We start from the raw sequence: 26,629 nt of genomic DNA on the forward strand, positions 1-26,629 counted from the left end.
ATCGCCTTCTTTAATACGATAATCATCTGTTTTTCTGCTGATTTTTACTGAGCATTAGCTAAAGCTATCACGTTCTTACTGCTGTAGTAACGCAAGAAGGTGATCAAGCTGGTCTAAGGACGCATACTCAATCGTCAGACGGCCGTTTCCCTTCCGGCCTTTGGCGATAGCAACTTTTGCACCAAGACGGTCAGAGAGGTCTGTTTCCAATCTGAGCAAGTCTGGATCCTGTTGCTTGACGGGCTTTGCTTCCAAAGGTACTGGCTGCAAGGTAAGAGCCTGGACCAAGCGTTCAACCTCTCGCACCGACAACCCCAGCTCCGCTACTTTTGATGCCAGCTCTATTTGCTTTAGCACGGGCAATCCCAAGAGCGCTCTTGCGTGCCCCATATCTAGCTTGCCTTCCAGCAGCAGATCACGGACCGGTTCAGTCAAATTCAGCAAGCGCAACAAATTTGTAACGGCACTACGAGACCTGCCGACCGCACGAGCGCAAGCCTCATGAGTCATCTCGAACTCTTCAATCAGGCGGTGCAGTCCCATCGCTTCTTCAATGGGATTGAGATCTTCTCGCTGGATGTTCTCAATGAGTGCCATAGCCAAAGCTGCCTCATCCGCCACCTTACGGACGACTGTTGGCACTTCCGATAACCCTGCACGTTGCGCCGCCCGCCACCGCCGCTCTCCTGCAATAATCTCATAGCGGTCAACGCCAATCTCGCGAGCCAGGATCGGCTGAATTAGCCCTTGGGACTTGATTGATTCGGTGAGATCCGCAAGCGCCTCTTCATTCATCTTGCTACGAGGTTGATATTTACCCGGTTGAAGATACTTGACGGATATATATTGCAGACTTTCGTCGCTAGTTATGGAAGAAGCCAATAGAGCATCCAGCCCCCGACCCAAACCTTTCAACTTTGTCATAATGTCTTTACTCGCGAGAACCTTGTCGTGACAAGAGTTCATCCGCAAGCCTTAAATATGCCTGCGCCCCTTTTGACGACTTGTCATAGGCCAGAATTGGCCGCCCGAAACTTGGCGCCTCAGCCAAACGAATATTTCTAGGTATTACCGTTTCGTAAACCTTGTCACCGAAGTGTTCTCGCAATTGAGCCGAAACCTGCTGCGCCAAAGTGCTACGCGGGTCATACAGAGTTCTGAGCAATCCTTCGATCTCAATGCGCGGATTGGTGGAGCTACGAATTTTACGAAGGGTGCCAATCAAGTCAGACAGGCCTTCCAATGCAAAGTACTCGCACTGCATTGGAATGATTACGGCACCAGCAGCCGTCAACCCATTTACGGTCAGCAAGCTAAGGGCTGGCGGGCAATCAATGAGCACGTAATCATAAATATTGCCTAGCTCAGCCAAGCAATCGCGCAGCCTGGCTTCTCGCTTGGCGAATGTCACCAACTCAACTTCTGCACCACCCAAATCACGATTTGCAGGCAAAACATCGAAACCAAACTCGGTAGAAATCCGCACGTCAGCGATTGACTTCTCGCCAAGCAAGACATGGTAAACAGTGCCGCGAACCAAAGATTTGTCTACGCCACACCCCATAGTCGCATTGGCCTGAGGATCCAAATCAATGAGTAAGACCTTATGAGACAGATGAGCCAAAGACGCAGCCAGATTAACAGCCGTCGTCGTTTTGCCCACGCCCCCCTTCTGATTAGTGACCGCAATAATGCGTGTCATTCACGCTCCCAAACCATCAATATCAAGTGCCGATCAGCACTCAGATTTGGCACCCGCAAAGGTACCGCCTGCCTAACGATCACGCCTTCAGGAAGCCGCTCAATCTCCTCATGAGGAAAGACCCCTTTGAGTGCAGCCCAACTGCCCGTCTCTGCAAGCAAGTGCTTGGTCAGGCTTACAAAATCCCGTAACTCTGCAAACGCACGGGAGGTAATGACATCAAACTGTCCAGTCAGCTGCTCCACCCGAAAACACTCAATACGGACGTTCCGCAATCCGAGCTCAGCCACTGCTTGGCGCAAAAAGCTGGTTTTTTTGTGATTACTATCACACAGCACAAATTGCCACTCTGGCTTAGCTATAGCCCACGGAATACCAGGCTGACCGCCCCCGCTTCCGACATCCAGAACAGTTATAGTTTTGCAATCCACAAGAGGCATGATCGCCGCCAAGCTGTCCAGCACATGCAAAGCAGCCATCTGTGATGGCTCTCGAATTGCCGATAGGCTGTAGACACGATTCCATTTTTCCAAAAGCTGCAGATAAGCAACGAGTTGCTCTACCTTCTCATTGGAAAATGCAAGCCCCAGCTCAGCTACGCCTTGCTCAATTTGACTCTTAACTTGGATCACGCTTGCTGCGCCTCTCTCGCACCGGCAAACCCGCGCTTGAGATGTACCAGCAACAAGGCAATAGCCGCCGGAGTCACCCCGGAAATGCGCGAAGCTTGACCTATTGTCTCAGGCCGGTATTGATTCAGCTTTTGCTGGATCTCTTTGGATAATCCATGCACCAAACCGTAGTCGATATCAGCCGGTAACCGGACCCCATCCATATGCTCACGTCGAGACTGCTCATCTCGCTGGCGATCAATATAGCCAGCATACTTGACCTGTATTTCAACTTGCTCAGCAACAGCAGGATCTTTCACCGCCTCACCAAATCCCTGCAAACGAGACAAAGTCTGGTAATTGATTGCCGGCCGTCTTAACAACTCATGCAGCGTATATTCGCGCTCTATGGCTTGTCCCAATACCTCAATCGCCTCATCTGCCGCAACGATTCTCGGGTTGACCCATGTCGAAGCCAACCGGGCCAGCTCCGCGTCCACTGAATCGCGCTTCCTGCAAAACGCCGTCCACTCCGCATCAGATACCAAACCGAACCTACGCCCAACCTCTGTCAAGCGAAGATCCGCATTGTCTTCTCGCAGTTGAAGCCTGAACTCTGCCCGGCTGGTAAACATGCGATATGGCTCATTTACACCACGGGTGATCAAGTCATCGACCAGAACTCCCATATACGCTTCATCACGAGCAGGACACCAAGCTTCTTGCTCGCGTACTTTCAGGGCCGCATTCACGCCTGCAAGCAGGCCCTGAGCAGCCGCTTCTTCATAACCCGTAGTACCGTTAATCTGTCCCGCAAAGAACAATCCACCGATTGCTTTCGTCTCCAAACTGGACTTCAGCCCCCTTGGATCGAAATAGTCATATTCGATGGCGTAGCCTGGGCGCAGGATGTGCGCGTTTTCTAGACCGCGAATCGATCGCACGGCCGCAAACTGGATATCAAACGGCAAGGAAGTCGAGATGCCGTTAGGGTAAAACTCGTTCGTCTCAAGCCCTTCCGGCTCAAGAAAAATCTGGTGAGAATCCTTATCCGCAAATCGGTTGATTTTGTCCTCTATGCTCGGGCAGTAACGCGGCCCAACTCCCTCAATCACCCCGGTAAACATCGGGCTGCGATCAAAGCCGGACCGGATAATGTCGTGCGTCTGAGTATTGGTGTGGGTAATCCAGCAGGGCAACTGCTTTGGGTGCATGGCACGATTACCGCGAAACGAAAACACGGGGGCCGGATCATCGCCGGGCTGCTCGGTCATGACCGCAAAATTAATCGTACGCCCATCAATCCGTGGCGGCGTGCCGGTCTTTAGACGGCCAACCGGTAACTGCAATTCGCGCAAGCGATGCGACAAGCTGATGGAAGCCGGATCGGCCGCGCGACCGCCAACATGGCTCTCCAACCCAACATGGATCTTGCCAGACAGGAAGGTACCCGCAGTTAGGACAATTGCCGGCGCATCAAAGCGAATCCCGATCTGCGTGACCACCCCTATCACTCGATCGCCCTCTACCACCAGATCATCCACCGACTGCTGGAACAAGGTGAGATTCGGCTGGTTCTCCAGCATGGAACGGATCGCTGCCTTGTAAAGAACGCGATCTGCCTGTGCGCGTGTTGCCCGCACGGCAGGCCCTTTGGATGAGTTCAGAGTACGGAACTGGATACCCGCCATGTCGGTAGCCAATGCCATCGCTCCGCCCAGAGCATCCACCTCACGCACCAGATGGCCTTTACCAATGCCGCCGATCGAAGGGTTGCAAGACATCTGTCCAAGCGTCTCGATATTGTGAGTCAGCAACAAGGTGCGCGCGCCCATTCTAGCTGCAGCCAATGCAGCCTCTGTGCCGGCGTGGCCGCCGCCAACCACAATCACTTCAAACGATATGGGATAGCGCATTGCTTGTCCTTGGGCCTTACAAAGGGCATATATTCTACGCGAAAACAAGTGCTTGCGTAAGGTGGACTGGTACTGCCCGCAACAACAGATTCAACCTCCTGACCTTTGGTGAAGACCAACCGGGAAAATGCCCCCACCCACCAGCCACTCAGATACCACTTCTAGCAAGGCACACCACACTCTCGCAGATGATTAATATTTTTCTTTATTATCAATTAGTTAAATTGATTCCTCATTAACCAGATCATCAACTTTCTTCAAGCTTTCAACCCACCCCATTCGCTCCCCATGCGCAGAGTGCCAATTCAGACAGAACAAGTCGGCGTTCGCCATGATGGGTATAGTTGAATTGAATCAAATTTTCCCTGCCATCCCGTCGCGGTCAGTAGGGGCACACATACACGCAGCAATTCCCTACTAAATCTCAAGGGAATAGTCGGCAAGCAAACCAAAGCCGCACACACCACCTGTTTGATCAAATGCGGGGCGGGTCGGATGCTTGAATGACAATTGAAAGACTCAGGCTCTGTTGACGTTACGTTTCCGGTCGCGCCGCACCAAGTTCTAGAACAGGGAGCGATACCCACAAGGAATAGGTCATGGATAGCAAGGGGCCAACCACTACGCAAACAGGGTGAGGCCGTTTTAGCAAACTAAATAGGCGAACCCTAACAACGCCATGCTCCGAAAATCGACCCAACCTTGGGGGGATAAAGGGTCTCACCGGAATTAGGCCTGCCGTCGCGTTAACAGCCAAGCAGAAAACCGCGTGGTTTTTCACTAAGCGGTGCGCCTTCCGCCTTGCATCAGACCCCAATCCGACGAAACTTGATCAGGAAACAAAATGCCTACAGCGCCTACTGCATGCGTCCCGTGATCAAGCCACTTTGAACTGGCGGCGTGTCGCTTTGTACGCCTCGAACAGTTTCAGATACTTACCATTGGCGGGATCAATGACTCGAATCCGCTCCAGATACTGACGTGCAATTTCCATGTAATGATCGTGCCAGCCTCGCCGCGCTACATAGGCAAGCAACGCATTAACGGCGTTCAATGCCACCTGCACATTTGCCGGCATCTCTTCCACAGCTTGCATGAACAATTCGACAGCACCATCAAGATCGCCGGCTTGCGCGGCACGCACCGCACGGTTGTTGATTTCCACGATGTTCTGGGCATTTTCTTCAATCAACTGCTGACCTAGCTCGGCACGGCCGAGTACGTCATACATCAGGCTCACCCGCTCCAGCATCTCGGTATTTTCATGGTGATTCTTGAGCACCTGCTGCACCAAACTGCCAGCATCCTCTTCGCGCCCCAAGCGATAACAAGCATCAGCAATTTCAAGTACGTAGTTATCAGGCACCCTGCCCCCCAGCGCATTCAGCTGGGTTCGGGCTTTATCGAGCAAAGTATTGGCGCGATCATCGTTGCCTTGAACCTTGCTAACCTGGCATTCCATCACTGTTGCCAGCACTTCTGCCTGCTGGTCATAGCGAAATTCCTTGCGCACTTCTGCAGCGGTTTTGGCCGCTGCCATCACATCCCCTTTGGCCAATTGCACACGATTGAGGCTGGCATAGTCCCCCGCATCCCGCCAGAAGGAATACTTGGCCAAGGAGATCGTCTGCTGATACGCCGCCTCAGCCACCTCGAAGTCACCATTACGCATGGCGACTTCCCCGAGTTTCTTTTGTCTATGAACGATCGCAGGGGAAATCTCGACAGCCTGAAGTAACACGCTTTGCGCTTCGGGATAGGCATGCTCGGCCTGATGAATCCGGGATAGCCAGTCGTAAGCCTCCATCACCCGATCATTCTCGGCGAGAACGTTTTCGAAGATGGAGCGGGAAGCATCGTAGTCTTTCAGGTGGAACAGCGCCTTGGCCAAGCCCATCTTGGCCCAGGGAATAGGGCGTACTCGCAGTACGCTCTCATAGGTTGCCTTGGCGCCACTGTGATCGCCAATCATGAGTGATAACCGGCCCTTTAACTTCAGGAAGTCCAGCACAAACGGTCCGCGTTCGGCAATCCGCTTGTTGCACTCCGCGAGTGCCTTCAGATAGTCCTGGTTGACCATCGCATCGTCTACGCACTGCAATTCGAGCTTTTTGCGATAGACACGATCCAGCCGCTGCTTGAGTTGTTCGCCTGTAAACGGTTTGAGCAGGTAGTCATCCGGTGCCAGCTCGACCGCCGAAATCACCAATTTGGCCCGCCGCTCGCCAGTTACCACCATGAAGATTGAGGAAGGCTTGATGATGTTGCGCAGCTTGACCTCTTCGAGCAGGTGCAGACCGTCGTAGCCGTGACCCAGATCATATTCGCAGAGCACCACGTCGTACTCGCTACGCTTGAGCATGCCGATTGCTTCTGTCGCACGAAGGGCGTACTCAATCTTGGTCACGCCAAATGTGGTCAGCGTCATATTCATGGCTGACCGCATTTCCTGCAGCGAGTCGATGACCAAAAACCGCTTTTTCGAGTAATCAATTTCCGGTGCGGCAGGTCCACCCGCCCCCATCACCACCGAAGCTCGCTGGGCGGAAGCGCCTTCCAGCCAACCTAATCCTTCTTTGTCCGCCATATAACCCCCTATCTGGCGGGATCAACGCCACAACCCGTATCGTCAATCACCTCATCGCTTAACCTCGGCTTGGCGCAACCGACGATGAAACTTCAACCGCACCAGAAAACCCGGCGTGGAGTGTGAACCCTGCGATCTCAGCTCAGTCCAGCAGCTTGAGCTTGGCGTACTGCAAGGCCAGCCACTTGATACCGACCGCACCAAAATTCACTTGTACGTTCGGGTTGGCACCTTGCCCTTCGTAGTCCACGACCACACCCACACCAAATTTCGCATGTTCTACCGTTTGTCCAATCCGTAGACCCGACTCGGCAGGAGGCGCCCGGCGTGATGCTGGTGTTACCTGCGAAGGACTACTGTGAGGCACTGCCCCAACAGCCGGATAACCACGGTTCAGCCACCTCAACAGATCCTGCGGTAGCTCATCCAGAAACCGCGACGCCAACGAGAATCTTGTCTGACCGTGCAACATGCGACTCTGTGCCAAAGAAAGATAAAGCCGCCGCCGCGCCCGGGTAATCGCCACATACATGAGGCGCCTTTCTTCCTCAAGATTTGCAGGATCATTAAGACTGTTATCGTGAGGAAATAGCCCTTCTTCAAGCCCTGTAATAAAAACTGTGTGAAATTCCAATCCCTTAGCAGCATGTACCGTCATCAGCTGCAATGCAGCTTGCCCAGGATTGGCTTGGTGATCGCCTGCCTCCAGCGAGGCATGCGCCAGGAAAGCCGTTGCATCATCGTCGTTCTCGGAAACAAAAGTCAGGGCAGCGATCGCAAGCTGGTCCAGGTTATCCAGACGCTCCTGGCCATCCTTCTCACTCTGGTAATGCTGCAATAGGCCGGATTGCTCGACCACCAAGCGAATTATGTCAGGCAAGCTCAAATTTGCCGCAGTCGCCCGCATTGCCTCAATCAGCTGGACAAAACGCGCCACACTGGCAGCGCTGCGACCTGCGCCACCGCTACACGCCGCCTGCCAGACCGAGGTTCCGGTAACACGGGCCGTTTCTTGCAGCGTCTCCAGGGTGCGATTGCCGATACCGCGCGTCGGAAAATTGATAACCCGCAACAGTGCATTGTCATCGTCACTATTGGTAATCAAGCGCAGATACGCCAATGCGTGCTTGATTTCCTGGCGTTCGAAAAAACGCAGCCCCCCGTAAACCCGATATGCAATCCCGGCGGTAAACAAGGCGTGCTCCAGAACCCGGGACTGCGCATTCGAGCGATACAACACCGCGATATCGCCAAGTGGCAAACCATCTCGTTCCAGCTGCCTTACCTCCTCGACCAAAAAATGCGCCTCTTCGAAATCGGACGCAGCATCGAATACCCGGATCGGCTCACCTGCCGCTTCGGCAGTCCAAAGATTTTTGCCCAGCCGTGAGCGATTCCGGCCAATCAAAGCATTTGCCGCATCAAGAATATTGCCGTGTGAGCGATAGTTCTGCTCCAGCCGGATCACGGTATCGACAGCGAAGTCACGCTGAAAATCATACATATTGCCGACATTCGCGCCACGGAAGGCGTAGATCGACTGATCATCATCCCCCACAGCGAACACAGCCGCACCGCCGCCCGCCAGCAGCTTGAGCCAGCGGTACTGAAGGCGGTTGGTATCCTGAAACTCATCCACCAGCACATGGCGGAATCGGCCCTGGTAGTGCTCACGCAAGGGACCGTGGTCACGCAGCAACTCGTAACAACGCAGCAACAGTTCAGCAAAGTCAACGACGCCCTCGCGCCGGCATTGCCGATCATATTCTTCATAAATGGCGCGAAGTTGTCGCGAATGCTCGTCCCAAGCTTCGACCTCCGCCGGCCTCCGCCCCTCTTCCTTGTTACCGTTGATGTAGTGGCCCACTTCGCGTGGCGGAAACTTGTCATCGTCCAGATTGAGTGATTTCAGCAAACGTTTGATGGCAGAAAGTTGATCCTGGCTATCCATGATCTGAAACGCTTCTGGCAAGCCTGCATCACGGTGATGCAGGCGCAGCATGCGGTTACACAAGCCGTGGAAAGTGCCGACCCACAAGCCACGCGGATTGATGGGCATCAGCGCCCCGATCCGCGTCAGCATTTCCTTTGCCGCCTTATTGGTAAACGTTACGGCCAGAATACCCGGCTGACCAACCTGGCCCGTTGAAAGCAACCAGGCAATCCGGCTGGTCAGAACCCGGGTCTTACCACTACCAGCTCCAGCCAGAATCAAAGCAGAACGCGGTGGCAGGGTCACAGCAGCAAGCTGCTCGGGATTAAGGCCTTCAAGCAAGGGATGGGTCATGGCGGATAACGCAAATACAGAATGGAGCGGGATTTTAGCGTTTGCTCCGGAAACCGGTGTTAAAAAGCTACCATTCACGTGAAGCTCAGACTCGCCTATGCCCCCACCAAGCGGGCCGGTAGCTCACAGCACAGGGGTACTTCCACTTTGCACAAACATTAGTAGAATCTAATGCAGACCCACCTGAATGTGTCCGGTATAATCAACGGTTTACCCTGCCTTAATCGCATCCAATGAATGTAATTTTCGAAGAGGACGGCAGTTTCAAAGTTGGAACCATCCTGTCCGACAATGAAACCTCCCTGCAAGTCGAAACCGCATCTGGCAAACGCAGTAAAGTCAAAGCCAGTAATGTCGTACTGCGATTCGAACGTGCATCAATCAGCGATTTCATGGCAACGGCCCAGCATATGGCCGAAGAAATCGATATTGATTTCCTCTGGGAATGCTGTGGGGAAAGTGAATTCGGCTTTCTGGACTTGGGTGCAGATTATTTCGGCCATACCCCAAGCCCCCATGAATCCGTTGCTGTCCTGCTGCGTCTGCATGGCGCCCCCATGTACTTCTATCGCAAGGGCAAGGGCCGTTACAAAGCAGCGCCCACAGACACTTTGCAGGCCGCGTTGGCAGGCATCGAACGCAAGAAACGGGAAGCCGAGCAGATAGAGCAATGGATTGAAACTCTCAAGACAGGGCAACTGCCACCGGAAGTGGCACAACACAGTCGAGCACTGCTACACAAACCCGACAAGAATTCAATGCCTTGGAAGGCTTTGGCTGCCGCAGCGGAAGCCATGCAGCTATCGCCGCTACGACTACTCGAACGCTGTGGTGCCATTCCTTCGGTCGAGAACTACTTTCTGGATGGCTTCATCGCCGAGTACTTTCCCAAGGGGCTGGGATTTGGCAACTATCCTGCACCCGCCGATGCACCGGAACTACCGGTAGCCGATGTCTCAGCATTCAGCATCGACGATGCAGCCACCACCGAGATCGACGATGCTTTCTCGGTCACAAAGCTCGAAAATGGGGGTTACAAGATTGGCGTGCATATCGCGGCCCCCACGTTTGGCATCCCCGCCGATTCCCCACTGGAACAAGTCGTACTCAGCCGCCTCTCCACGGTTTACATGCCGGGCAACAAGATCACCATGCTGCCGGACGAGGTTGTAGAGCGTTTCACGCTTGCCGCTGACCACACCTGTCCCGCGCTCAGCTTGTACCTGACGCTTGATCAGGACCTGGAAATCACAGGTACGCACAGCCAGGCGGAGCTCGTACACATCGCCGCCAATCTACGCCACGATGCGATTGAGCCCTTCTTCAACGAGGCCACTGTGGATCAGGAAGGGGGGAGGGACTACCCATACCGTGACGAGCTAACCTTGCTCTGGCGACTGGGTAACAAGCTCGAAGAACGGCGGGGTAAGGCAGATCCGAATCGGGTGGAAAGACTGGATTACAGCTTCCATATCGACCCACAAGACGATGGCAGCAAACGAGTGCGGATTGTTCCACGTAAGCGTGGTTCCCCAATGGATAAGCTGGTTGCCGAGCTGATGATCTTCGTCAACAGCGAATGGGGAAAAATGCTCGGCGAAGCAGGTATTCCGGGTATTTACCGGGCACAAGCGGCAGGAAAAGTCCGCATGACAACTACGCCAAGCCCACACCAGGGCCTCGGTGTCGCGCAATATGCCTGGTCCAGCTCACCGTTAAGGCGCGCGGTCGATTTCATCAATCAACAGCAGCTCATTGCAATGCTGTCGGGCAGCAAACCACGCTATGCCAAAAATGATGCGATGTTGTTCGCCGCCATGCGCGATTTTGATGCTGCCTATAACGCCTATGCCGACTTTCAGGAAAAAATGGAGCGTTACTGGTGCCTGCGTTATCTGGAGCAAGAACAGATCGACCAGCCAACAGGCACTATCATCAAAGAAAATCTGGTCCGCTTCGATAGCATGCCTCTGGTAATGCGCATTGCCGGTCTGCCCGAACTCGAAGCTGGTACGCCCGTTCGCCTGCAACGGATCGCGACGGATTATCTTGATCTCACCCTTGAATGCCGCCCATTGGATGTTTGAAAACCATGCGCCGTACAGCCAAACTTTCTCGCTTCCTGCCTTTGCAGTTCAGCAACGGCCATAAAGTCAAGCAGTTTTCAAAACCTTGTCTGCGTTGCAAGCACATGCTGCACGCCAACGACATGCACGGCATCGCCCGCTTGATACAGGATCAGATTCATCTCGCCGCCGACGCAGAATGCCCGGCCTGCGGTTTGAAGTTTGGTGTTGCTTGTGTCATTGACAGCGAAAAACGCGTCAAACGAGTGTTACCCCCCCCTTGGCTGTTTCTTTTGCTGCTCAGAGTGATTCCAGGAACCGACCCAGGCCCTCATCCCTTGCTACCCGATACCAGCACCATGCCTGCAGGGCCGATTCAGCCGCAAAACTATCGTCGAGCGACTGAAGTGATTGGCCGTTATGCTGACCGTGAAATCCCGGCGTATATTGAGATCAATGGTCAACGCTACGACTTTGATCGAATTGAGCCCAAAGGAACGGGCGACGTCTCGGAATTCCTGATCGATGGCTGCCTTGTCTATCGCAGTTGATCATTCGGTGCCTTGATTGACCCAGCACCCCTCACTGGGCGGTAGAACCGCCCAGTTTTTCCATCACCTCGGCGGAAGCCGAAACCAATTTTTCCACCGACACATTCGGCAACCGTGCCGCGTAGCTCAGCAAGTAATAGTCTTCACCGATCTCCGACACCATACACACTAGCTCAGCCCCATACTGGGCCAGTAGTGCATCCTTCAGCACACTCGCCGCTGGAAAATAGCCAGCCCCCTGAGCGCCAAAAGTTTTAAGTAGGGCGCTGTCATCAAACTCCCCCACTATACGTACTGAGGTGGGGGCATGGGCATCCAGCCAGACATCCAGACGTGCCCGCAGAGAACTACGCTGGCTAGGCAACAGCAAAGGCGCCCCCTCAGGCAATCGTCCACTACGGTCGGGGTCTAATCGATCCAGCAAGCTTTTCACCGCAAAAATACCCACAGGACACCCAGCAACCCGGCGGCAGGTCAGATTGAGCTGACGACTTTGCCCTGGGTCACGATCGCTCAGCACCACATCCAGCTTGTGGCGCGCCAGAGCCAGCATCAGCTCTTCCACACTCCCCTCATGGCACACCAAACGCAGCTTGTCCTGCTGCATCAACGGTTCGAGGATCTTGTAAGCCACCAACTTGGCAACCGAATCCACAACGCCAATGGTCAAGGTTGTCGTTGCCCCCAACTCAGGGTCCGCCAACGCTGCCTGCAGGCGACGCCCAATCATGAAAATCTCATCGGCGTATCGCAATGCTTCACGCCCGGCTTCGGTCAACTCCAGCCGCCGACCCACTTGATGAAACAAGGCGCGACCGATCTCCCGCTCCAGCGTCGAGAGCTGACCGCTGATGGTTTGCGGACTGATACCCAAGCGTTCCGCTGCCCGGGTTATCCCCCCCTCCTTCGCGACAACCCAGAAATAGTGCAGATGTTTGTAATTCAGTTCCAACGCAAATAGCCTTAATTAATCGAAAAATACGAATCATTAAACAGAAAAAGATCGATTCATCCTGATAATCGACACGTTTATGCTGGGGCTTCCTTTTGTTCACCCCTGGGAGCACACCATGAGACCGCACATCATCGCCCGGCAAATCCATGTAGATGAGGCAACGCGTGAGTATGTGATGCGCCGCCTGCAATTTGCCTTGAATCGAACCCTGAACCGAATTGGCGCCATCACCGTAAGGCTAGTTGATGAAAACGGGCCAAGAGGCGGCATCGACAAGGTCTGTCAGGTATTGCTGGTACTCCCTGGGCGCGCCAGCGTCGTCATCACCGAGCGGGCCAGTGAACTACATCGCGCCATCGACAAGGCCATTCATCGTGCCGCCCATGCCGCAAGCCGCGCTTTCGGCCGACAGCAATCCGGGCGAAGGCAGGTTTTGCCTTTGATCGAAGGCCAATAACTGTACGGAGTCTTTCATGAAACGCATTGCTCTTTTTCTCGCAACCAACCTTGCCATCATGCTGGTGCTTTCCCTCAGCGTTCGGCTGCTGGGCGTTGACCAGTATCTGACAACCAAGGGAATCAACTACGGCATGCTGCTGGTTTTTGCTGCAGTAATGGGATTTGGTGGTGCATTTATCTCATTGCTGCTCTCGAAAACCATTGCCAAGTGGAGTACGGGTGCGGAAGTCATTGCCCAGCCACGCACCGCAGATGAAGCGTGGCTGGTGGAAACCGTACGCCAGCTCTCTGAAAAAGCTGGCTTGCCGATGCCCGAAGTTGCCATCTATGAAGGAGAGCCGAATGCCTTTGCCACGGGAGCTAGCAAATCCAGCTCTCTGGTAGCGGTTTCGACGGGCCTGCTGCAAACCATGAGCCGCCGCCAGGTAGAAGCCGTGCTGGCGCATGAGGTTGCCCATATAGCCAACGGCGATATGGTTACCCTCACCTTGATTCAGGGTGTGGTCAATACATTCGTCGTCTTCCTGGCACGTATCGCCGCTTATGCCGTAGACAGCTTCTTCCGAAAGGATGATGAAGAATCAACCGGCCCAGGAATCGGCTACATGGTGGCAAGCATTGTCTTCGAAATCCTGTTTGGCGTCGTTGCGAGCATGATCGTCATGTACTTCTCACGGCAACGTGAATTCCGGGCAGATGCCGGCGCAGCCAAGCTGCTCGGTAGCAAGCAGCCGATGATAGAAGCGCTGCAGGTGCTCGGCGGCATGCAGGCTGGAGACCTGCCGAAGAATATTGCCGTAGCGGGGATCAGCGGCAGCGGCATGCTCAAGCTATTTAGTAGTCACCCTCCGCTGGAACAGCGTATCGCGACGTTGCAGCAGTCCCGCTAACACACCGACCCGCCCTCTCGGCCACAGGCAGAGAGGGCAAATCGGATAATTGAAAGAGGAGAATTGAAATGGACTATCCACTCTGGATGTGGGGCATATTCGCCGCCGTCGTGCTGATCCTGCTTGCACTGGATCTTGGCGTATTGAACAAGAAAGACCATGAGATCGGGGTCAAGGAGAGCCTGAAACTGTCCGCGTTTTACATCAGCGCGGGCTTGCTGTTTGGCGGCTGGGTCTGGTATCAGGCCGGACCAACCGCCGGCATGGAATACCTGACCGGCTTCCTGGTAGAAAAAAGCCTGTCAATGGACAACGTTTTTGTCATCAGCCTGATCTTCACTTACTTTGCTGTTCCGCGCGTCTATCAGCACAGAGTCCTGTTCTGGGGCATTCTGGGAGCAATCGTCCTGCGCGGCACCATGATCGGCCTGGGGGCAGCGCTGATTGATCAGTTCCAGTGGATTCTCTATATATTTGGAGCGTTCCTGGTGTTTACCGGTATAAAGATGCTTTTCATGAAGGATGATGAAACCGATGTCGGCTCCAACCCGATGATCGGCTGGTTACGCCGGCACTTCCGCTTCACTCATGAATTGCACGGCAATCACTTCTTCGTCAAACAAGCTGATCCGAAAAACCCGTCGCGGCAGGTCTGGTGGGCAACCCCGCTGTTTCTGGCCCTGATCATGGTGGAACTGACCGACCTGATTTTCGCCGTCGATAGCGTCCCGGCCATCTTCGCCATTACCCGCGACACGTTTATCGTGATGACGTCGAACATCTTCGCCATTCTCGGCTTGCGCGCCCTGTACTTCGCTCTGGCCGCCATGGTGCATCGCTTCCACTATCTGAAGTACGCCCTCGCGGTGGTATTGGTGTTCATCGGTATCAAGATCTTCCTGGTGAACTTTGCCATCAAGATCCCGGCGCCGCTGTCACTGACCGTCACCTTTGGCTTGCTGGCAGCTGGCGTACTGTACTCCCTCTGGAAAACGCGCAACGAGCCAATTCCCGAGACCGGTAGCTGACCTCACTGCACGATTAGGCGCTGGGGGTTTCGACGGGATAATCAATGGATTTTCAAGGAAGCCTTTGAATCTGCAACGCAAAGGCTTCCTTCACCAATCAGATACGTCAGCAATAGCGTCCAGCTACACTCAAAACAAAAGGCCACCGCACGCGGTGGCCTTTTTACTTGGATCGTAGAGCCAACAGTCAACGGCAGACTACTGGCAGGCAATCAGCCTTTGGCGGCGTCCAGCAGCTTTTGCAACTCACCAGACTGGAACAGTTCTTTCATGATGTCGGACCCCCCCACAAATTCCCCCTTGATGTATAGCTGGGGAATGGTCGGCCAGCTGGCATATTCCTTGATGCCTTGGCGGATATCGGCATCTTCCAGCACATTGACCGCCGTAAACTGGGTGCCACAAGCCTTCAGAATGGCAGCAGCATTGGCAGAGAACCCGCACTGCGGAAAAGTCGGGGTACCTTTCATATACAGAACAACAGGGTTCTCGGTAACGGTCTGATGAATGACTTGCTGAATATCCATGACAAATTTCCTCCGGCCACATAGGCCAATATCCGATTGATTCAGTCGGGTATTTTACTCAGCGCAATGCGGTGGCGGCAAGCTGCCCACCCGTTACCCGTTCGATGCCGGCAAGATCCTGCCAGGACTGCACCGCTGTAAATCCATGTGACTGCAGCAGCTGACGACAGGCCGCAGCCTGGTCGTAGCCATGTTCAAACAACAGCCACCCCTCGGCATACAGATGAGCGCCTGCCTCACTGATGATCTGCCGGATATGCGCCAAGCCATCCGCACCATCCGTTAAAGCCCCTATCGGCTCAAAACGCAGATCGCCTTCAGATAAATGCCAGTCACCCGCCGCAATATAAGGCGGGTTGGAAGTGATGAGATGAAACTGCTCACCCTGCAAAGCGTCATACCAATCGGATAGGCACCAGCGGACGGCAAACCCTAGGCACTGCCCATTCCGCTCAGCAATCGCCAAGGCATCGGGCGAAACATCCACCGCTGTCATGGTGCAGTCCGGCCGTTGCGATGCAATCGCCAGCGGGATGGCACCGCTGCCGGTCCCCAGATCAAGCACCAAGCATTGCTTGCCCAAGGGTAGACGCTCCAAAGCCAGATCAACCAGCAATTCAGTCTCCGGACGCGGGATAAGTACGCCCGGTCCAACAGCCAATTCCAGACCATAGAACTCGCGCCGCCCGAGCAGATAGGCTATCGGTTCGCCCAATCGGCGTCGGGCCACCAGTGCTTCAAACTGTGCGAAAGACGTAGCATCCAGTACGGTCTCGGGGTATGTAATTTGGCGAACACGGTCCAGGCCGCTGGCCGCCTCCATCAGCATACGCGCCTCAGACATGGGCAGGCCACACGCCCTCAGGCTGCGATCGAGGGTAGGTAGTGCGTTGCAATGATTTTCAGACATCAAAAGTCCCCGTTCAGGCCCTCAGGGCCACCAAACCAGATTGGTTGAATGGCGCGAAAGGCGCTCAAATGTGGCGCAACAGAAACAGGGTGGCCAGGCCATAGAAAATCAAATTTCCCATGCCGTCAGTCATGAAAGTAAGAAACACGCTTGAGCCATAGGCAGGATCACGTCCCAGCTTGTGCATGGTCAGGGGTACGAACAGACCGACGGCGGCGGCAACCTGGAAATTCAGCAGCATGGCCAATGCCATTACCAGTCCCAGCCCCGGCTTGCCGTAGATGATTAACGCCACGATACCCAGAACCCCGCCCCATAGCAGGCCATTGAGCAAAGCAATACCGAATTCCTTGGCAATCAGGCGGCGAGTACTCCCCAGATTCACCTGCCCTAGCGCCAAGGCACGAATGATAATCGTAGCCGTCTGCGAACCCGAGTTTCCGCCAATCCCCGAGATGATGGGCGCCAAGGCAGCCAGCGCAACAATGCTGGCAGTCGTAGCTTCAAAGGCTCCAATCACCCGCGACACGATGATCGCTGTGACAATATTGATCGCCAACCAGGGCCAGCGATTGCGGGCCGACTTCCAGACGGACGAGAACAAGTCTTCATCCTCGGTCAAACCCGCGAATGACAACACTTCCGATTCCGACTCTTCACGGATTACGTCAACCATCATATCGACTGTCAATCGGCCGATGACTTTTCCAACCGAATCCACCACCGGGGCCGAAATCAGGTCATAACGTTCGAAAGCCTGCGCCGCAGCGCCTACTTTATCGTCAGGACGAAAGACCACCACGTCGGTCGCCATCACTTCATGCACCATCAAATCCGGGTCGTTCACCAGCAGCCGCTTGACTGGCAGTACCCCTTTCAGCATGTGCTCACCATCGACCACAAACAACTTGTCGGTATGGTGTGGCAGCTCGTCAAAGCGGCGCAGATAGCGCAGCACCACCTCCAGACGAACGTCATCGCGAATACTCACCATGTCGTAGTCCATCAAAGACCCGATCTGGTCTTCACGGAATGACAACGCTGACTGCAGCTGAGCCCGCTCTTCTTCTTCAAGATTGCCCAGCAGTTGATTCACCACCTGCTGCGGTAAGTCAGGCGCGAGATCTGCCAGTTCTTCGGCGTCCAGATGCTCGGCGGCAGCCAGAATTTCGTGCTGGTCCATGTCCGCCAGCAGCGTTTCCCGCACCGCATCGGATACTTCAAGCAGGATGTCACCCTCGCGGTCGCTATGGACCAAGCTCCAGACCATCAAGCGGTCATCAAGCGGCAAGGATTCGAGGATATAAGCAATGTCAGCCGGGTGGAGTTGCTCCAGCTTGCGAGCCAGTTCGGTCAGGTTCTGTTTGTGGACCAGACCTTCGACCAGGTCGTGATGAGGCATGTCCTGCTTGTGGACCAGGTCTTCAACCAGTTTGTGGCGACGGAGCAGGTGAACAACCTGCTGCAGGCTTTCCTGCAAACTTTCCTTGGGGACTGGGCTTGGAAGGCTCATCTCGGCACCATGAGCGTGGGGGTCGCCGAGTTTAGCACATAGCGTTTTCCGCTATAACTTGCGGCCTGCCACAATCGGCGCAGAATAGGATGGCAACGCCGATTGCCGAATGGCGTCCGTATGCGAGGCAAGAATTTGCTACTTGTTGCCAAGCCAAGGCGCCCTGATATAGAACTTTCCGAATTGTTGACAACAGAGACCGCTGCGATGACCGTTCCTCACCTGGCAACTGCCCTGACTGGCCCCATCCTAGAGCTGGAGCGCCGTATTCTTGAAGCCCAACCCACGATCGAGTGTTGGTTCAGAGGTCAATGGCAGGAACACACGCCCCCCTTTTACGGATCAGTCGATTTACGCAACGCCGGGTTCAAGCTGGCGCCGGTGGATATGAATCTGTTCCCAGGCGGATTCAACAATCTGAACCCTGACTTCACGCCACTGTGTGTACAGGCGGTCATGAGTGCGCTCGACAAAATCTGTCCCGACGCACGCGGCCTGTTGCTGATTCCGGAAAATCACACACGCAATACCTTTTATCTGCAAAACGTTGCCGCTATTACCCGTGTCCTGCGTCTGGCAGGGCTGACGGTACGCCTGGGCAGCCTCAACCCTGAAATCACCCGCCCCACCAGTATCGAAACCCCGGATGGCGGCGAGTTGCTGCTTGAGCCCATCAGCCGTCACGGCAACCGCATCATGGTCGATGGCTTCGACCCCTGTGTAGTACTGCTGAATAACGACCTGTCAGCCGGGATCCCGGCCCTGTTACAGAATCTGGAGCAGACACTGCTCCCTCCCCTACATGCAGGCTGGGCCGTCCGCCGCAAAACCCATCACTTCGCCGCGTACGACGGCGTCGCCAACGAATTTGCCAACCTGCTCAAGATCGACCCCTGGCTGATCAACCCCTATTTTGGCCATGTTGCCGGGCTCGACTTTCAAAGCCGGGAAGGAGAAGAACAGCTGGCGGCCGAGGTGGAGAGGATCTTGAACCTGACACGGATGCGTTACGCTGAAATGGGTATCACCGAGACCCCCTACGCCGTCGTCAAAGCCAATGCCGGCACTTATGGCATGGGCGTCATGACCGTCAAAGACCCTGCAGAAGTGGTCGGCCTCAACCGCAAGCAGCGTAACAAGATGGCCGTCGTCAAAGAGGGAATGGAAGTCAGCGATGTGATCGTGCAAGAAGGGGTCTACACCTTCGAGACCGTCAATGCCGCCGTGGCGGAGCCGGTTGTCTACATGATGGACCGCTATGTCGTTGGCGGTTTCTATCGAGTACACACCGGCCGTGGCTCGGACGAAAACCTGAATGCGCCAGGCATGCACTTTGTACCGCTCGCCTTTGCCAGCCCCTGCTCCACGCCCGATTGCAGCGGCTTGCCAGATACCCCACCCAATCGTTTTTATGCCTACGGCGTGGTTTCCCGTTTGGCCCTGCTGGCAGCCGCTCGTGAAATCGAGCAAACCACACCGGCAGAAGTCGCCGTTCCAGTCTGAGCCACTTCAACCCTGGCTGCGCAACCTTTTGTTGCAGATTTGCTGGCGGGTTGTGCAGCCGCTTCAGCTCCACCATCCGCCAGCAGCAAGCTCGGTGCTTTACATCGTATAACCGATGATGGTCTTGGCATGCTGGTGGGCCCAGCGGATTCGAGGTCCTACCACGCGCCAGGCAAATCCGGCGGCCAGTAGCATCACACCACCATAGAGCGCCATGAAGCCCCCATAGCCCAAGCCCAGCAAAGGCTTGGCCACGCCAAGAAACACCAGATAGACCCAGCTTGATACCGACATGACACCCAGCATGGCAATCGGTCCCTGGCTACCGCGTACATCGCGCTTGATCCCAACCAGACGCGGCAACGCAAACTTGTAAAACACCACGGTCTTTAGCGTCAGAATCCCCATCACCGTGATCTTGGACAGCAACAATGGTTGCCGCGCAATCAGCTGCCAGGAAAACCCCGTATCAAACGCCAATACCAACAGTCCGCTGATCCAATGAGCCAGAATCGCCATCATGGTCGCCTGTGCGGATCGGAGTAAGAGGCCGGATCTCATCTGTTCGTAACGAAAAATAGCGTGGTGGCAAGCCGTCATGGTGATGCCGGCATACACCATGGTCATCACATGACCGAACATGAACATTACCCGCAAACCCTCTGCCAAGCCATTAGACATCCCGTTCCCTATCTGAAAAACATGGGGGACGGGATTATTACCCTGATTTGCGTTTGCTACAAAAACATGCTTTTATCATAATACTTATCTTACTTTGTAATCAAACTAAATAATAAAGGTCTTGGCATCGCCGTATTTTCTCTCTACAGTAGCGAACAATAAAAATGTAAGACAAGCAAACCCCGCGCAACACGCCGGGTAACCACACCAAGGCAGACCTTCAACCGATTGAAGGTCTGCCTTGGCGTTTGAAACGGACCCAATGGAGTCTGCTCTGCGACGTCTGACTTGGCCACTTGCATCCACCCGCATGGCGGAACAGATAAAATTCAGGTCATATATTATTGTTTCATAACAATATAAGTATTTCTTCCTTACCGAGAATACCCTGGCCCGACAGGAACAATAACCGCCACCTCATGCGGAAATTGCACAGCACGATATCAATTTTGCCGCACAATTTTCTGCAGAAAATACAAAAATTTATGCAAGACAAGCTAGATCTTTCGGCCTATATTATTAGAATATTCTAATACACAGGCTTGCACCACTGCGATAGCGTCTAAGCTTTCTGGAAAATTACTGCATATTGAAAAATGATGAAGTCATTATTCAAATGCTCTGAATAATTTCATTGGCATTTCCCCAATCTTGATTTGGGGTGATAACAGCCCCAGCAGGAGTGATCATGCAACTGAACGCCGAACAGAGCGTCAGGCCAGTTCTTAGCTGGTTGAAACAGCGAGTCAGCGTACGGGACACCCAGATAGAGTCCTGGCGTGGCGGCGTACATCTACCTGATCAGAAGCATCTTTCCAATCGCCGGCATATCCGCCATGCCCCCTTGCCGCGCATGCTGTGCGTACCTTTGGGCTGGAATGGCCGAGAAGCTCAGCCTGTAGTTGTACCAGGTCAGCGCGTTCTCAAAGGCCAGGCGATTGCCAGTGGTGTTGGTACGGCCGTATGGGTGCACGCTCCCACCTCGGGCATCGTCAAACGCATCATGCCGGTCCCCGTTGCACCGGGCACCCAGATGCCAACCTGCATCGTCATTGAGTCCGATGGAGAAGACGAGTGGGGGATGCTGGAACCACTGGCACGAGAAGAAACCAGTATTGATACCCTCTCGGCGTTTCTGATGCAGAAGGGATTAGTCGGGCTAGGGGGGGCAGGATTCCCGACCGGTCTCAAACTCAAAGGGGGTGATCGCACCATCGACACCTTGGTGGTCAATGGTGCCGAGTGCGAGCCTTTTATCACCTGCGATGATCGCCTGATGCGGGAACGGGCTCTGAGCGTATTGCAAGGCGTGCAGGTACTGGCAAACACCCTGCAGGTAGACCGTGTGCGAATTGGTATTGAAGATAACAAGCCGACTGCCATCCGACGTATGCAGGAAGCGTGTGCACAGATTCATTCCAATATCGAGGTCGTCGAAATTCCAACCCGCTATCCGGCAGGCAGCCTGCGTCATCTGGTCAAAGCGCTGACCGGCCGGACCATTCCGGAAGGGGCCCTGCCAGCCGCCATTGGCGTCACGGCACTGAACGTCGCCACGGCTTTCGCGGTAGGACAGGCCGTACTGGAAGGGCGTCCGCTGATTTCACGTATCGTCACCGTCACCGGTTTATGTGAGCGACCAGGCAATTTCGAGGTACCTATCGGTATGGGGGTCCGGCAACTGATCGGCTTGGCCTTGCCCCAGCCCGATGCGCGAGGCGTTCATGTGGGTGGGCCGATGATGGGGGAAAGTCTGGCCCACCGCATGTCTGTCGTGGCAAAAACCACCAGCTGTCTGATTGTGGGCGCCCGCAGCCTGTTGCCACCTCGACCTGAACCCACGCCTTGCATCCGTTGCAGTCGCTGTGCCGATGCCTGCCCGGTAGGCTTGCAGCCAATGGAGCTTTTCCGCGCCAGCAGCAACGACAACCGGCCGTTACTGGCTACACTGAAGATCAACTCCTGTATCGAATGCGGTGCGTGCAGCTATGTTTGTCCGAGCAATATCCCATTGCGAGATACCTTCCGGCAGCAGAAGCGGGCTCAGGCCAAGCGCTAGGCTCAGGCCGCCCGCACTACCAGGCAGAAACGCGAGCCGTACGGTTTCCTGCCAGCCTTTCCCCCGGTCAGCGCCCCCTGCTGCGGCGACCGCATCCGGGCCTGATCGCATCCGGATCAGCGCACCATGTATGTAATCAAGTCAACCCCTGCCTTGATGCTGGCAGTCGCCATCGCCCTCATGCCGGGCATGGTGCTACACGGTCTGCAATTTGGTCCTGCCGTCTGGCTACAGGTGGGCATCTGTCTTGTCGCAGCCCTGCTGGCCGAACTGGCGGCGGCTTTTTATCGCCAAGTCGGGCTGGTAAAAACCCTGGCCGACTGCAGCTGGGTTCCCACGGGCCTGCTACTGGGTCTGTCCCTGGCGCCGCTGACCCCGATTTATCTGGACCTCCTCGCGACAATCGTTGCCATCAACCTGATCAAACATGGCGCCGGCGGCATGGGCCAGAACCGGATCAATCCTGCAATGGGTGGCTTGATGGTCGTCGCCTTGGCATTTCCCACCCTGCTTTATCCCGCCCCTTCTGCCCACGCCCCCTGGCTGGCCCAGGTTGATCTTGCCCAGGCCTGGCAAGCCATCCTGCGCATTGGACCGCGTCTGCATTTTGACGCCATGGCGAGCGCCACCCCGCTCGCTAATCACTATCAAGGCGGGTTCAGCGTGCATTGGTCGGTGTTTGGTTATCTGCTGGGCGGACTGGCGCTGGCAGCGTTACGGGTCATCCGGCTGGAGATTCCGTTGATGCTGCTGGCAAGCTGTGCGCTGACCTGCGTTGCGCTCGGTGAAAGCTGGGCAGACTCTCTCACTGAACTGTTATATGGCGGCTTGATGCTGGCAGCGTTCTTCATTGCGACCGACCCCGTCACCAGTCCAGTCACCTTCAAAGGCCGCCTTGTCTATGCCGCACTGATCGGCGCCCTGATTGGCACAGTCCGCCGTTTCGGACTTTATCCGGACGGGATCTGCATCGCCGTGGTTCTTTGCAATCTGCTAGTCGTTGATATCGACCGCCGTATGCGCCCTGCCGTTTTTGGCAACCCGCCGGCAGGGCGCTGAACCGAAACCTCGCAGAGCAACCCGCTATAAAGACTTGCAGGCACCCCGCCCCTTGCCATGCCCGCTCACCGCCCCCACATCGTGCATAACCTGAGCCTGACCGGCCTGCTTTGGCTAAGCCTCACAGGCTGCGCTGTGCGCCCGATTGTCAACTTGGCAGAACCTTCACTGTCCCGACAGCAGCAAGAGCACGCCACGCTGGTGGCGATCCGGCAACGGGGCCAGACGGGTGATTGGCTGGTCATCCGTGGCGTACACGCCACCGATAACCTGGTTGCCTCCATGACCAATATGGCGTTGTCGCATGCGGGCGTACTGGATCTTGCGCAGATGCAGGTGATTGAAGCAGATGGCAGTGGCGTCCATCTCACGCCACTGCCGGAATTTATCGGCAAATCTGCCCGGCTGATGCTAATCCGCCCGCAATGGTCTGGTGGCGAGGTCGCCGTTGCCCGCGCCTACCAACTGCTGGGGCGGCATTACGATTACACTGGCCTGATTGGACTGAATCAGCCAGAACGCTACTACTGTACGGAGCTGGCAATCAGCATTTACACCTCCGCAGCCGAAAGCGACCACGGCAATCCGATTCCACCCGTCATTGCCCCAGGCCAGCTCTACCATTGGGGAACCATTCTTTACGACTCCGGCCCAGTTCTGACCCTTCCGCCATAGACCCAAACCATGAAAATCGCCTTTCTCGCCGACCCTCTCGACCACTTCAAGATCTACAAAGACACGACCTTCGCCATGATGCGGGAAGCCGCGCAGCGTGGGCACACCCTCTACGCTTTCGAGCAAACAGACATGGCGCGCCTGCACGGCAGGGTGCAGGCGCGCGCTACCCCAATCCAGCTGACAGGTGCGTCGCCCGACTGGTATCGGGCAGGCGAGGCTGAAACAATCGGTTTGAATGCATTCGACGCCGTGATCATGCGTAAAGACCCGCCGTTCGATCTGGAATATCTCTATGCCACCCAGCTGCTCGAACAAGCCGAACGCGAAGGCGCCAAGGTCTTTAATGCGGCGCGGGCTTTGCGTGACTACAACGAGAAGCTGGCGATTCTGCGCTTTCCCGAATTCATTGCGCCGACCATCGTTACCCGCGCAGCCGACGATATCGTCCACTTCCTGCAGGAACACGGCGACGTCATCCTCAAACCGTTGGATGGCATGGGCGGCAGCGGCATTTTCCGCCTGACCAGCAATGACCCCAACCTGGGTGTAATTCTCGAAACCCAGACCCGATTCGGCCAACAGACCGTGATGGTGCAACGCTACTTGCCCGCCATCAAAGACGGTGACAAGCGCGTGCTGCTGATTGACGGCCAGCCCGTTGACTGGTGCCTGGCGCGGATCCCCAAAGCCGGCGAAACCCGAGGCAATCTGGCTGCGGGGGGCACTGGCGTCGCTCGGCCGTTGTCCGCACGCGATCGAGAAATCGCCGAAGCACTTGGCCCGCAGTTGCGGGCTGAAGGATTGTTACTGGTTGGACTGGATGTGATCGGCGACTGTCTGACGGAAGTCAACGTCACCAGCCCGACCTGCTTTCAGGAAATCAGTGCGCAATCGGGCATCAATGTTGCCGGACTGTTTCTGAATGGGCTTGAGCGTGCTTTGGCCTGAAACGCCGACCCCGTGGCGCATGACAGGCTGCCTGCTGCTGACAGCCTGTCTGGCCGGCTGCCAGCAACCTCCTCTGGTGCAACAGGAACGCTATGTTTTCGGCACCCGCGTCCAGATCAGCATCTGGGGATTACCAGAAGCGCTATCCCGACAGGAAATGGATCGCGTGCTAGGTGAGATGGAACGCTTGCATCGCAAACTGCACGCTTGGCAAACCAGCGATCTGACACGACTCAATACCGCTTTCTCGATTGGCGAGGCGGCCACCATCGACATCGAACTGCGTGGCCTCCTGCAGGAAGCCGCCCGTTACGAAACCATCAGCGATGAACTGTTCTGTCCGGCCATTGGCATGCTGGTCGCGGAATGGGGGTTTCATCAAGATCAACCCAAACCCGCCAACCCGGACCCACACGTCATCACCAGTGTTGTCACCGCCAAACCACGCCTCAGTGATCTGGACATCAGCGACACCACAGTATCCAGCCGCAATCCGACCGTGCAGCTAGATCTGGGGGGCATGGCCAAAGGCTTTGCGCTCGACCATGCCGCAGCCATGCTGCAAAAACACCGCATCAACAACGCGCTGATCAATATCGGCGGCCATGTGCTGGCCCTGGGCAAGAAAGGCAACGAAGCCTGGAAAGTCGGCATCCAGGACACGCGCCGGCCGGAAGCCATGGCTGTGGTCGAATTGCAGGACGGGGAGGCCATCGGTACATCTGGCGACTATCAGCGCTACTTCGAAAAAGACGGACAACGCTACAGCCACCTGATTGATCCACGCAGTGGCCGACCCGCACAGGGCATACGTGCCGTAACTGTCATTGCCCCCAAAGGATTACGGGCGGGTACGGTATCCGATGTCGCAACCAAGCCGATGTTCATCGGCGGCCTGGACACTGCCCGCGACTATGCGAACCGCTTTGGCATCCGCGATGCGCTGCTGGTCAGCAACGATGGCTCGGTCTATATCACTCCCAGCCTGCAACCGCGACTGAAGTGGCTACTTCCGCCGCGTCATCTATATTGGCTGCGTTAGGTTCTGTTGACGTGAGGTTCACCGTCGCGTTTCGCAGGAAAACCTGTCATCCACAGAACCTGGGCTGCCGCCTGCTTGTCACAGCAGTGGCTGGTAAACGGTGTAGAATCGGCAAAAATACCAGTATGGCTGCACCGCTTGTCCACCAGCGCGGCAACCGACTGGCCTTCTGAACCTACCCGCCGCCCCGAGCGGCAACGAGAGACCTGAATGATAGGCATTGTGATCGTGACCCACGTCACGCTGGGCGACAGCCTGATCCAGTGCGCTCAGCACATCCTCGGCAGGGAATTGCATAACCTGGCCCAACTGGCGGTCAGTCGCCAGGATGACCCCGACGAAGTCGTGCAACGCGCCAAAGCACTGGTTGCCAGCGTCAACGATGGCTCCGGCGTGCTGGTGTTGTCAGACATCTACGGCGGCACCCCTTCGAATATTGCTTATCGCCTGATCGAGCCCGGCCATATCGAAGCGGTGGCCGGGGTCAATCTACCCATGCTGGTGCGGGCACTCACCTATAGTCATGAATCACTGGAAGTCGTTGTCGGCAAGGCCATTACCGGTGGCCTCGAAGGCGTCATGTATATGCTGCCTCCCGAAAACGCCGTCCGGCATGAAGAAAAAACAAATGCTATCGGCACAGCCAACACAGGATAA

At 55.5% G+C, this 26,629-nt stretch carries 23 protein-coding genes; 12 read left to right on the plus strand and 11 right to left on the minus strand.

Going from position 1 to position 26,629, the window contains the following annotated elements; translation table 11 throughout:
- Nucleotides 1-75: 75 nt before the first annotated feature.
- The 6 genes from PZA18_RS00600 to PZA18_RS00625 form a co-directional block, all read right to left on the minus strand.
- The gene (locus PZA18_RS00600) at nt 76-924 is read right to left on the minus strand and encodes a ParB/RepB/Spo0J family partition protein (RefSeq protein WP_284098825.1); all 849 of its coding nucleotides are present in this window, start codon (nt 922-924) and stop codon (nt 76-78) included.
- 7 nt (nt 925-931) lie between these two features.
- Nucleotides 932-1,702, minus strand: a complete 771-nt coding sequence (locus PZA18_RS00605) for a ParA family protein (protein ID WP_284098826.1) — start codon at nt 1,700-1,702, stop codon at nt 932-934.
- Complete coding sequence (gene rsmG / locus PZA18_RS00610) at nt 1,699-2,331, minus strand: 16S rRNA (guanine(527)-N(7))-methyltransferase RsmG (protein WP_407951170.1); 633 nt, start codon at nt 2,329-2,331, stop codon at nt 1,699-1,701. Before rsmG ends, PZA18_RS00605 begins: the two co-directional genes overlap by 4 nt.
- The gene (gene mnmG / locus PZA18_RS00615; protein WP_284098828.1) at nt 2,331-4,229 is read right to left on the minus strand and encodes a tRNA uridine-5-carboxymethylaminomethyl(34) synthesis enzyme MnmG; all 1,899 of its coding nucleotides are present in this window, start codon (nt 4,227-4,229) and stop codon (nt 2,331-2,333) included. Before mnmG ends, rsmG begins: the two co-directional genes overlap by 1 nt.
- 877 nt (nt 4,230-5,106) lie before the next feature.
- The gene (locus PZA18_RS00620) at nt 5,107-6,816 is read right to left on the minus strand and encodes a tetratricopeptide repeat-containing response regulator (protein ID WP_284098829.1); all 1,710 of its coding nucleotides are present in this window, start codon (nt 6,814-6,816) and stop codon (nt 5,107-5,109) included.
- Nucleotides 6,817-6,958: 142 nt separating this feature from the next.
- Nucleotides 6,959-9,103 carry a UvrD-helicase domain-containing protein gene (locus tag PZA18_RS00625; protein WP_284098830.1) on the minus strand — a complete coding sequence of 715 codons (2,145 nt, stop codon included), beginning with the start codon at nt 9,101-9,103 and terminating at the stop codon, nt 6,959-6,961.
- Between the two features lie 233 nt (nt 9,104-9,336).
- On the opposite strand from PZA18_RS00625, the gene PZA18_RS00630 reads away from it, so the two are divergent.
- The gene (locus PZA18_RS00630) at nt 9,337-11,190 is read left to right on the plus strand and encodes a ribonuclease catalytic domain-containing protein (RefSeq protein WP_284098831.1); all 1,854 of its coding nucleotides are present in this window, start codon (nt 9,337-9,339) and stop codon (nt 11,188-11,190) included.
- A 5-nt stretch (nt 11,191-11,195) separates the two neighbouring features.
- A complete protein-coding gene (locus PZA18_RS00635) occupies nt 11,196-11,720 on the plus strand; it encodes a hypothetical protein (protein ID WP_284098832.1) in 525 nt (174 codons plus the stop codon).
- A gap of 31 nt (nt 11,721-11,751) precedes the next feature.
- Here PZA18_RS00635 and PZA18_RS00640 read toward each other — a convergent pair whose 3' ends face one another.
- Nucleotides 11,752-12,672: a LysR family transcriptional regulator gene (locus tag PZA18_RS00640; RefSeq protein ID WP_284098833.1), complete on the minus strand. Its 921-nt coding sequence runs from the start codon at nt 12,670-12,672 to the stop codon at nt 11,752-11,754.
- A gap of 118 nt (nt 12,673-12,790) precedes the next feature.
- Between PZA18_RS00640 and PZA18_RS00645 the strand changes: the two genes are divergently transcribed.
- The 3 genes from PZA18_RS00645 to PZA18_RS00655 all read left to right on the plus strand — a co-directional run bounded on the left by PZA18_RS00645 (nt 12,791) and on the right by PZA18_RS00655 (nt 15,052).
- Entirely contained in the window at nt 12,791-13,132 is a 342-nt protein-coding gene (locus PZA18_RS00645) for an HPF/RaiA family ribosome-associated protein (protein ID WP_284098834.1), read from the plus strand.
- A 16-nt stretch (nt 13,133-13,148) separates the two neighbouring features.
- Complete coding sequence (gene htpX / locus PZA18_RS00650; RefSeq protein ID WP_284098835.1) at nt 13,149-14,024, plus strand: protease HtpX; 876 nt, start codon at nt 13,149-13,151, stop codon at nt 14,022-14,024.
- A gap of 68 nt (nt 14,025-14,092) precedes the next feature.
- Nucleotides 14,093-15,052: a TerC family protein gene (locus tag PZA18_RS00655; RefSeq protein ID WP_284098836.1), complete on the plus strand. Its 960-nt coding sequence runs from the start codon at nt 14,093-14,095 to the stop codon at nt 15,050-15,052.
- A gap of 212 nt (nt 15,053-15,264) precedes the next feature.
- Here the strand turns inward: PZA18_RS00655 and grxD are convergent, their stop codons facing one another.
- From grxD to mgtE, 3 genes are all read right to left on the minus strand, one after another.
- The gene (gene grxD / locus PZA18_RS00660) at nt 15,265-15,579 is read right to left on the minus strand and encodes a Grx4 family monothiol glutaredoxin (protein WP_284098837.1); all 315 of its coding nucleotides are present in this window, start codon (nt 15,577-15,579) and stop codon (nt 15,265-15,267) included.
- 58 nt (nt 15,580-15,637) lie between these two features.
- Nucleotides 15,638-16,489: a peptide chain release factor N(5)-glutamine methyltransferase gene (prmC, locus tag PZA18_RS00665; RefSeq protein WP_284098838.1), complete on the minus strand. Its 852-nt coding sequence runs from the start codon at nt 16,487-16,489 to the stop codon at nt 15,638-15,640.
- A 64-nt stretch (nt 16,490-16,553) separates the two neighbouring features.
- Nucleotides 16,554-18,002, minus strand: a complete 1,449-nt coding sequence (gene mgtE / locus PZA18_RS00670; RefSeq protein ID WP_284098839.1) for a magnesium transporter — start codon at nt 18,000-18,002, stop codon at nt 16,554-16,556.
- Nucleotides 18,003-18,209: 207 nt separating this feature from the next.
- On the opposite strand from mgtE, the gene gshA reads away from it, so the two are divergent.
- Nucleotides 18,210-19,505: a glutamate--cysteine ligase gene (gene gshA, locus PZA18_RS00675; protein ID WP_284098840.1), complete on the plus strand. Its 1,296-nt coding sequence runs from the start codon at nt 18,210-18,212 to the stop codon at nt 19,503-19,505.
- 99 nt (nt 19,506-19,604) lie between these two features.
- Here the strand turns inward: gshA and PZA18_RS00680 are convergent, their stop codons facing one another.
- Nucleotides 19,605-20,186, minus strand: coding sequence for a hypothetical protein (locus PZA18_RS00680; RefSeq protein ID WP_284098841.1), 582 nt, complete (start codon nt 20,184-20,186; stop codon nt 19,605-19,607).
- Nucleotides 20,187-20,874: 688 nt separating this feature from the next.
- Between PZA18_RS00680 and rsxC the strand changes: the two genes are divergently transcribed.
- The 6 genes from rsxC to PZA18_RS00710 all read left to right on the plus strand — a co-directional run bounded on the left by rsxC (nt 20,875) and on the right by PZA18_RS00710 (nt 26,629).
- Nucleotides 20,875-22,245, plus strand: a complete 1,371-nt coding sequence (rsxC, locus tag PZA18_RS00685; protein ID WP_284098842.1) for an electron transport complex subunit RsxC — start codon at nt 20,875-20,877, stop codon at nt 22,243-22,245.
- A 126-nt stretch (nt 22,246-22,371) separates the two neighbouring features.
- On the plus strand, nt 22,372-23,304 hold the full coding sequence (locus PZA18_RS00690) for an RnfABCDGE type electron transport complex subunit D (RefSeq protein WP_284098843.1): 933 nt from the start codon (nt 22,372-22,374) through the stop codon (nt 23,302-23,304).
- A 57-nt stretch (nt 23,305-23,361) separates the two neighbouring features.
- Nucleotides 23,362-23,979 carry a YiiX/YebB-like N1pC/P60 family cysteine hydrolase gene (locus PZA18_RS00695; RefSeq protein ID WP_284098844.1) on the plus strand — a complete coding sequence of 206 codons (618 nt, stop codon included), beginning with the start codon at nt 23,362-23,364 and terminating at the stop codon, nt 23,977-23,979.
- A 9-nt stretch (nt 23,980-23,988) separates the two neighbouring features.
- Complete coding sequence (gshB, locus tag PZA18_RS00700; RefSeq protein WP_284098845.1) at nt 23,989-24,930, plus strand: glutathione synthase; 942 nt, start codon at nt 23,989-23,991, stop codon at nt 24,928-24,930.
- Entirely contained in the window at nt 24,917-25,972 is a 1,056-nt protein-coding gene (locus PZA18_RS00705) for an FAD:protein FMN transferase (protein WP_284098846.1), read from the plus strand. Before gshB ends, PZA18_RS00705 begins: the two co-directional genes overlap by 14 nt.
- Nucleotides 25,973-26,182: 210 nt before the next feature.
- Nucleotides 26,183-26,629, plus strand: coding sequence for a PTS sugar transporter subunit IIA (locus PZA18_RS00710; protein WP_284098847.1), 447 nt, complete (start codon nt 26,183-26,185; stop codon nt 26,627-26,629).

Source organism: Parachitinimonas caeni (genome assembly GCF_030129945.1).
Classification (GTDB): domain Bacteria; phylum Pseudomonadota; class Gammaproteobacteria; order Burkholderiales; family Chitinimonadaceae; genus Parachitinimonas; species Parachitinimonas caeni.

Bases quoted from the DNA above. Each gene is read 5' to 3' on its own strand.
- PZA18_RS00600 (WP_284098825.1), bottom strand. From the start codon at position 924: ATGACAAAGTTGAAAGGTTTGGGTCGGGGGCTGGATGCTCTATTGGCT.
- PZA18_RS00605 (WP_284098826.1), bottom strand. From the start codon at position 1,702: ATGACACGCATTATTGCGGTCACTAATCAGAAGGGGGGCGTGGGCAAA.
- mnmG (WP_284098828.1), bottom strand. From the start codon at position 4,229: ATGCGCTATCCCATATCGTTTGAAGTGATTGTGGTTGGCGGCGGCCAC.
- PZA18_RS00620 (WP_284098829.1), bottom strand. From the start codon at position 6,816: ATGGCGGACAAAGAAGGATTAGGTTGGCTGGAAGGCGCTTCCGCCCAG.
- PZA18_RS00625 (WP_284098830.1), bottom strand. From the start codon at position 9,103: ATGACCCATCCCTTGCTTGAAGGCCTTAATCCCGAGCAGCTTGCTGCT.
- PZA18_RS00630 (WP_284098831.1), top strand. From the start codon at position 9,337: ATGAATGTAATTTTCGAAGAGGACGGCAGTTTCAAAGTTGGAACCATC.
- PZA18_RS00635 (WP_284098832.1), top strand. From the start codon at position 11,196: ATGCGCCGTACAGCCAAACTTTCTCGCTTCCTGCCTTTGCAGTTCAGC.
- PZA18_RS00645 (WP_284098834.1), top strand. From the start codon at position 12,791: ATGAGACCGCACATCATCGCCCGGCAAATCCATGTAGATGAGGCAACG.
- htpX (WP_284098835.1), top strand. From the start codon at position 13,149: ATGAAACGCATTGCTCTTTTTCTCGCAACCAACCTTGCCATCATGCTG.
- PZA18_RS00655 (WP_284098836.1), top strand. From the start codon at position 14,093: ATGGACTATCCACTCTGGATGTGGGGCATATTCGCCGCCGTCGTGCTG.
- grxD (WP_284098837.1), bottom strand. From the start codon at position 15,579: ATGGATATTCAGCAAGTCATTCATCAGACCGTTACCGAGAACCCTGTT.
- prmC (WP_284098838.1), bottom strand. From the start codon at position 16,489: ATGTCTGAAAATCATTGCAACGCACTACCTACCCTCGATCGCAGCCTG.
- mgtE (WP_284098839.1), bottom strand. From the start codon at position 18,002: ATGAGCCTTCCAAGCCCAGTCCCCAAGGAAAGTTTGCAGGAAAGCCTG.
- gshA (WP_284098840.1), top strand. From the start codon at position 18,210: ATGACCGTTCCTCACCTGGCAACTGCCCTGACTGGCCCCATCCTAGAG.
- PZA18_RS00680 (WP_284098841.1), bottom strand. From the start codon at position 20,186: ATGTCTAATGGCTTGGCAGAGGGTTTGCGGGTAATGTTCATGTTCGGT.
- rsxC (WP_284098842.1), top strand. From the start codon at position 20,875: ATGCAACTGAACGCCGAACAGAGCGTCAGGCCAGTTCTTAGCTGGTTG.
- PZA18_RS00690 (WP_284098843.1), top strand. From the start codon at position 22,372: ATGTATGTAATCAAGTCAACCCCTGCCTTGATGCTGGCAGTCGCCATC.
- PZA18_RS00695 (WP_284098844.1), top strand. From the start codon at position 23,362: ATGCCCGCTCACCGCCCCCACATCGTGCATAACCTGAGCCTGACCGGC.
- gshB (WP_284098845.1), top strand. From the start codon at position 23,989: ATGAAAATCGCCTTTCTCGCCGACCCTCTCGACCACTTCAAGATCTAC.
- PZA18_RS00710 (WP_284098847.1), top strand. From the start codon at position 26,183: ATGATAGGCATTGTGATCGTGACCCACGTCACGCTGGGCGACAGCCTG.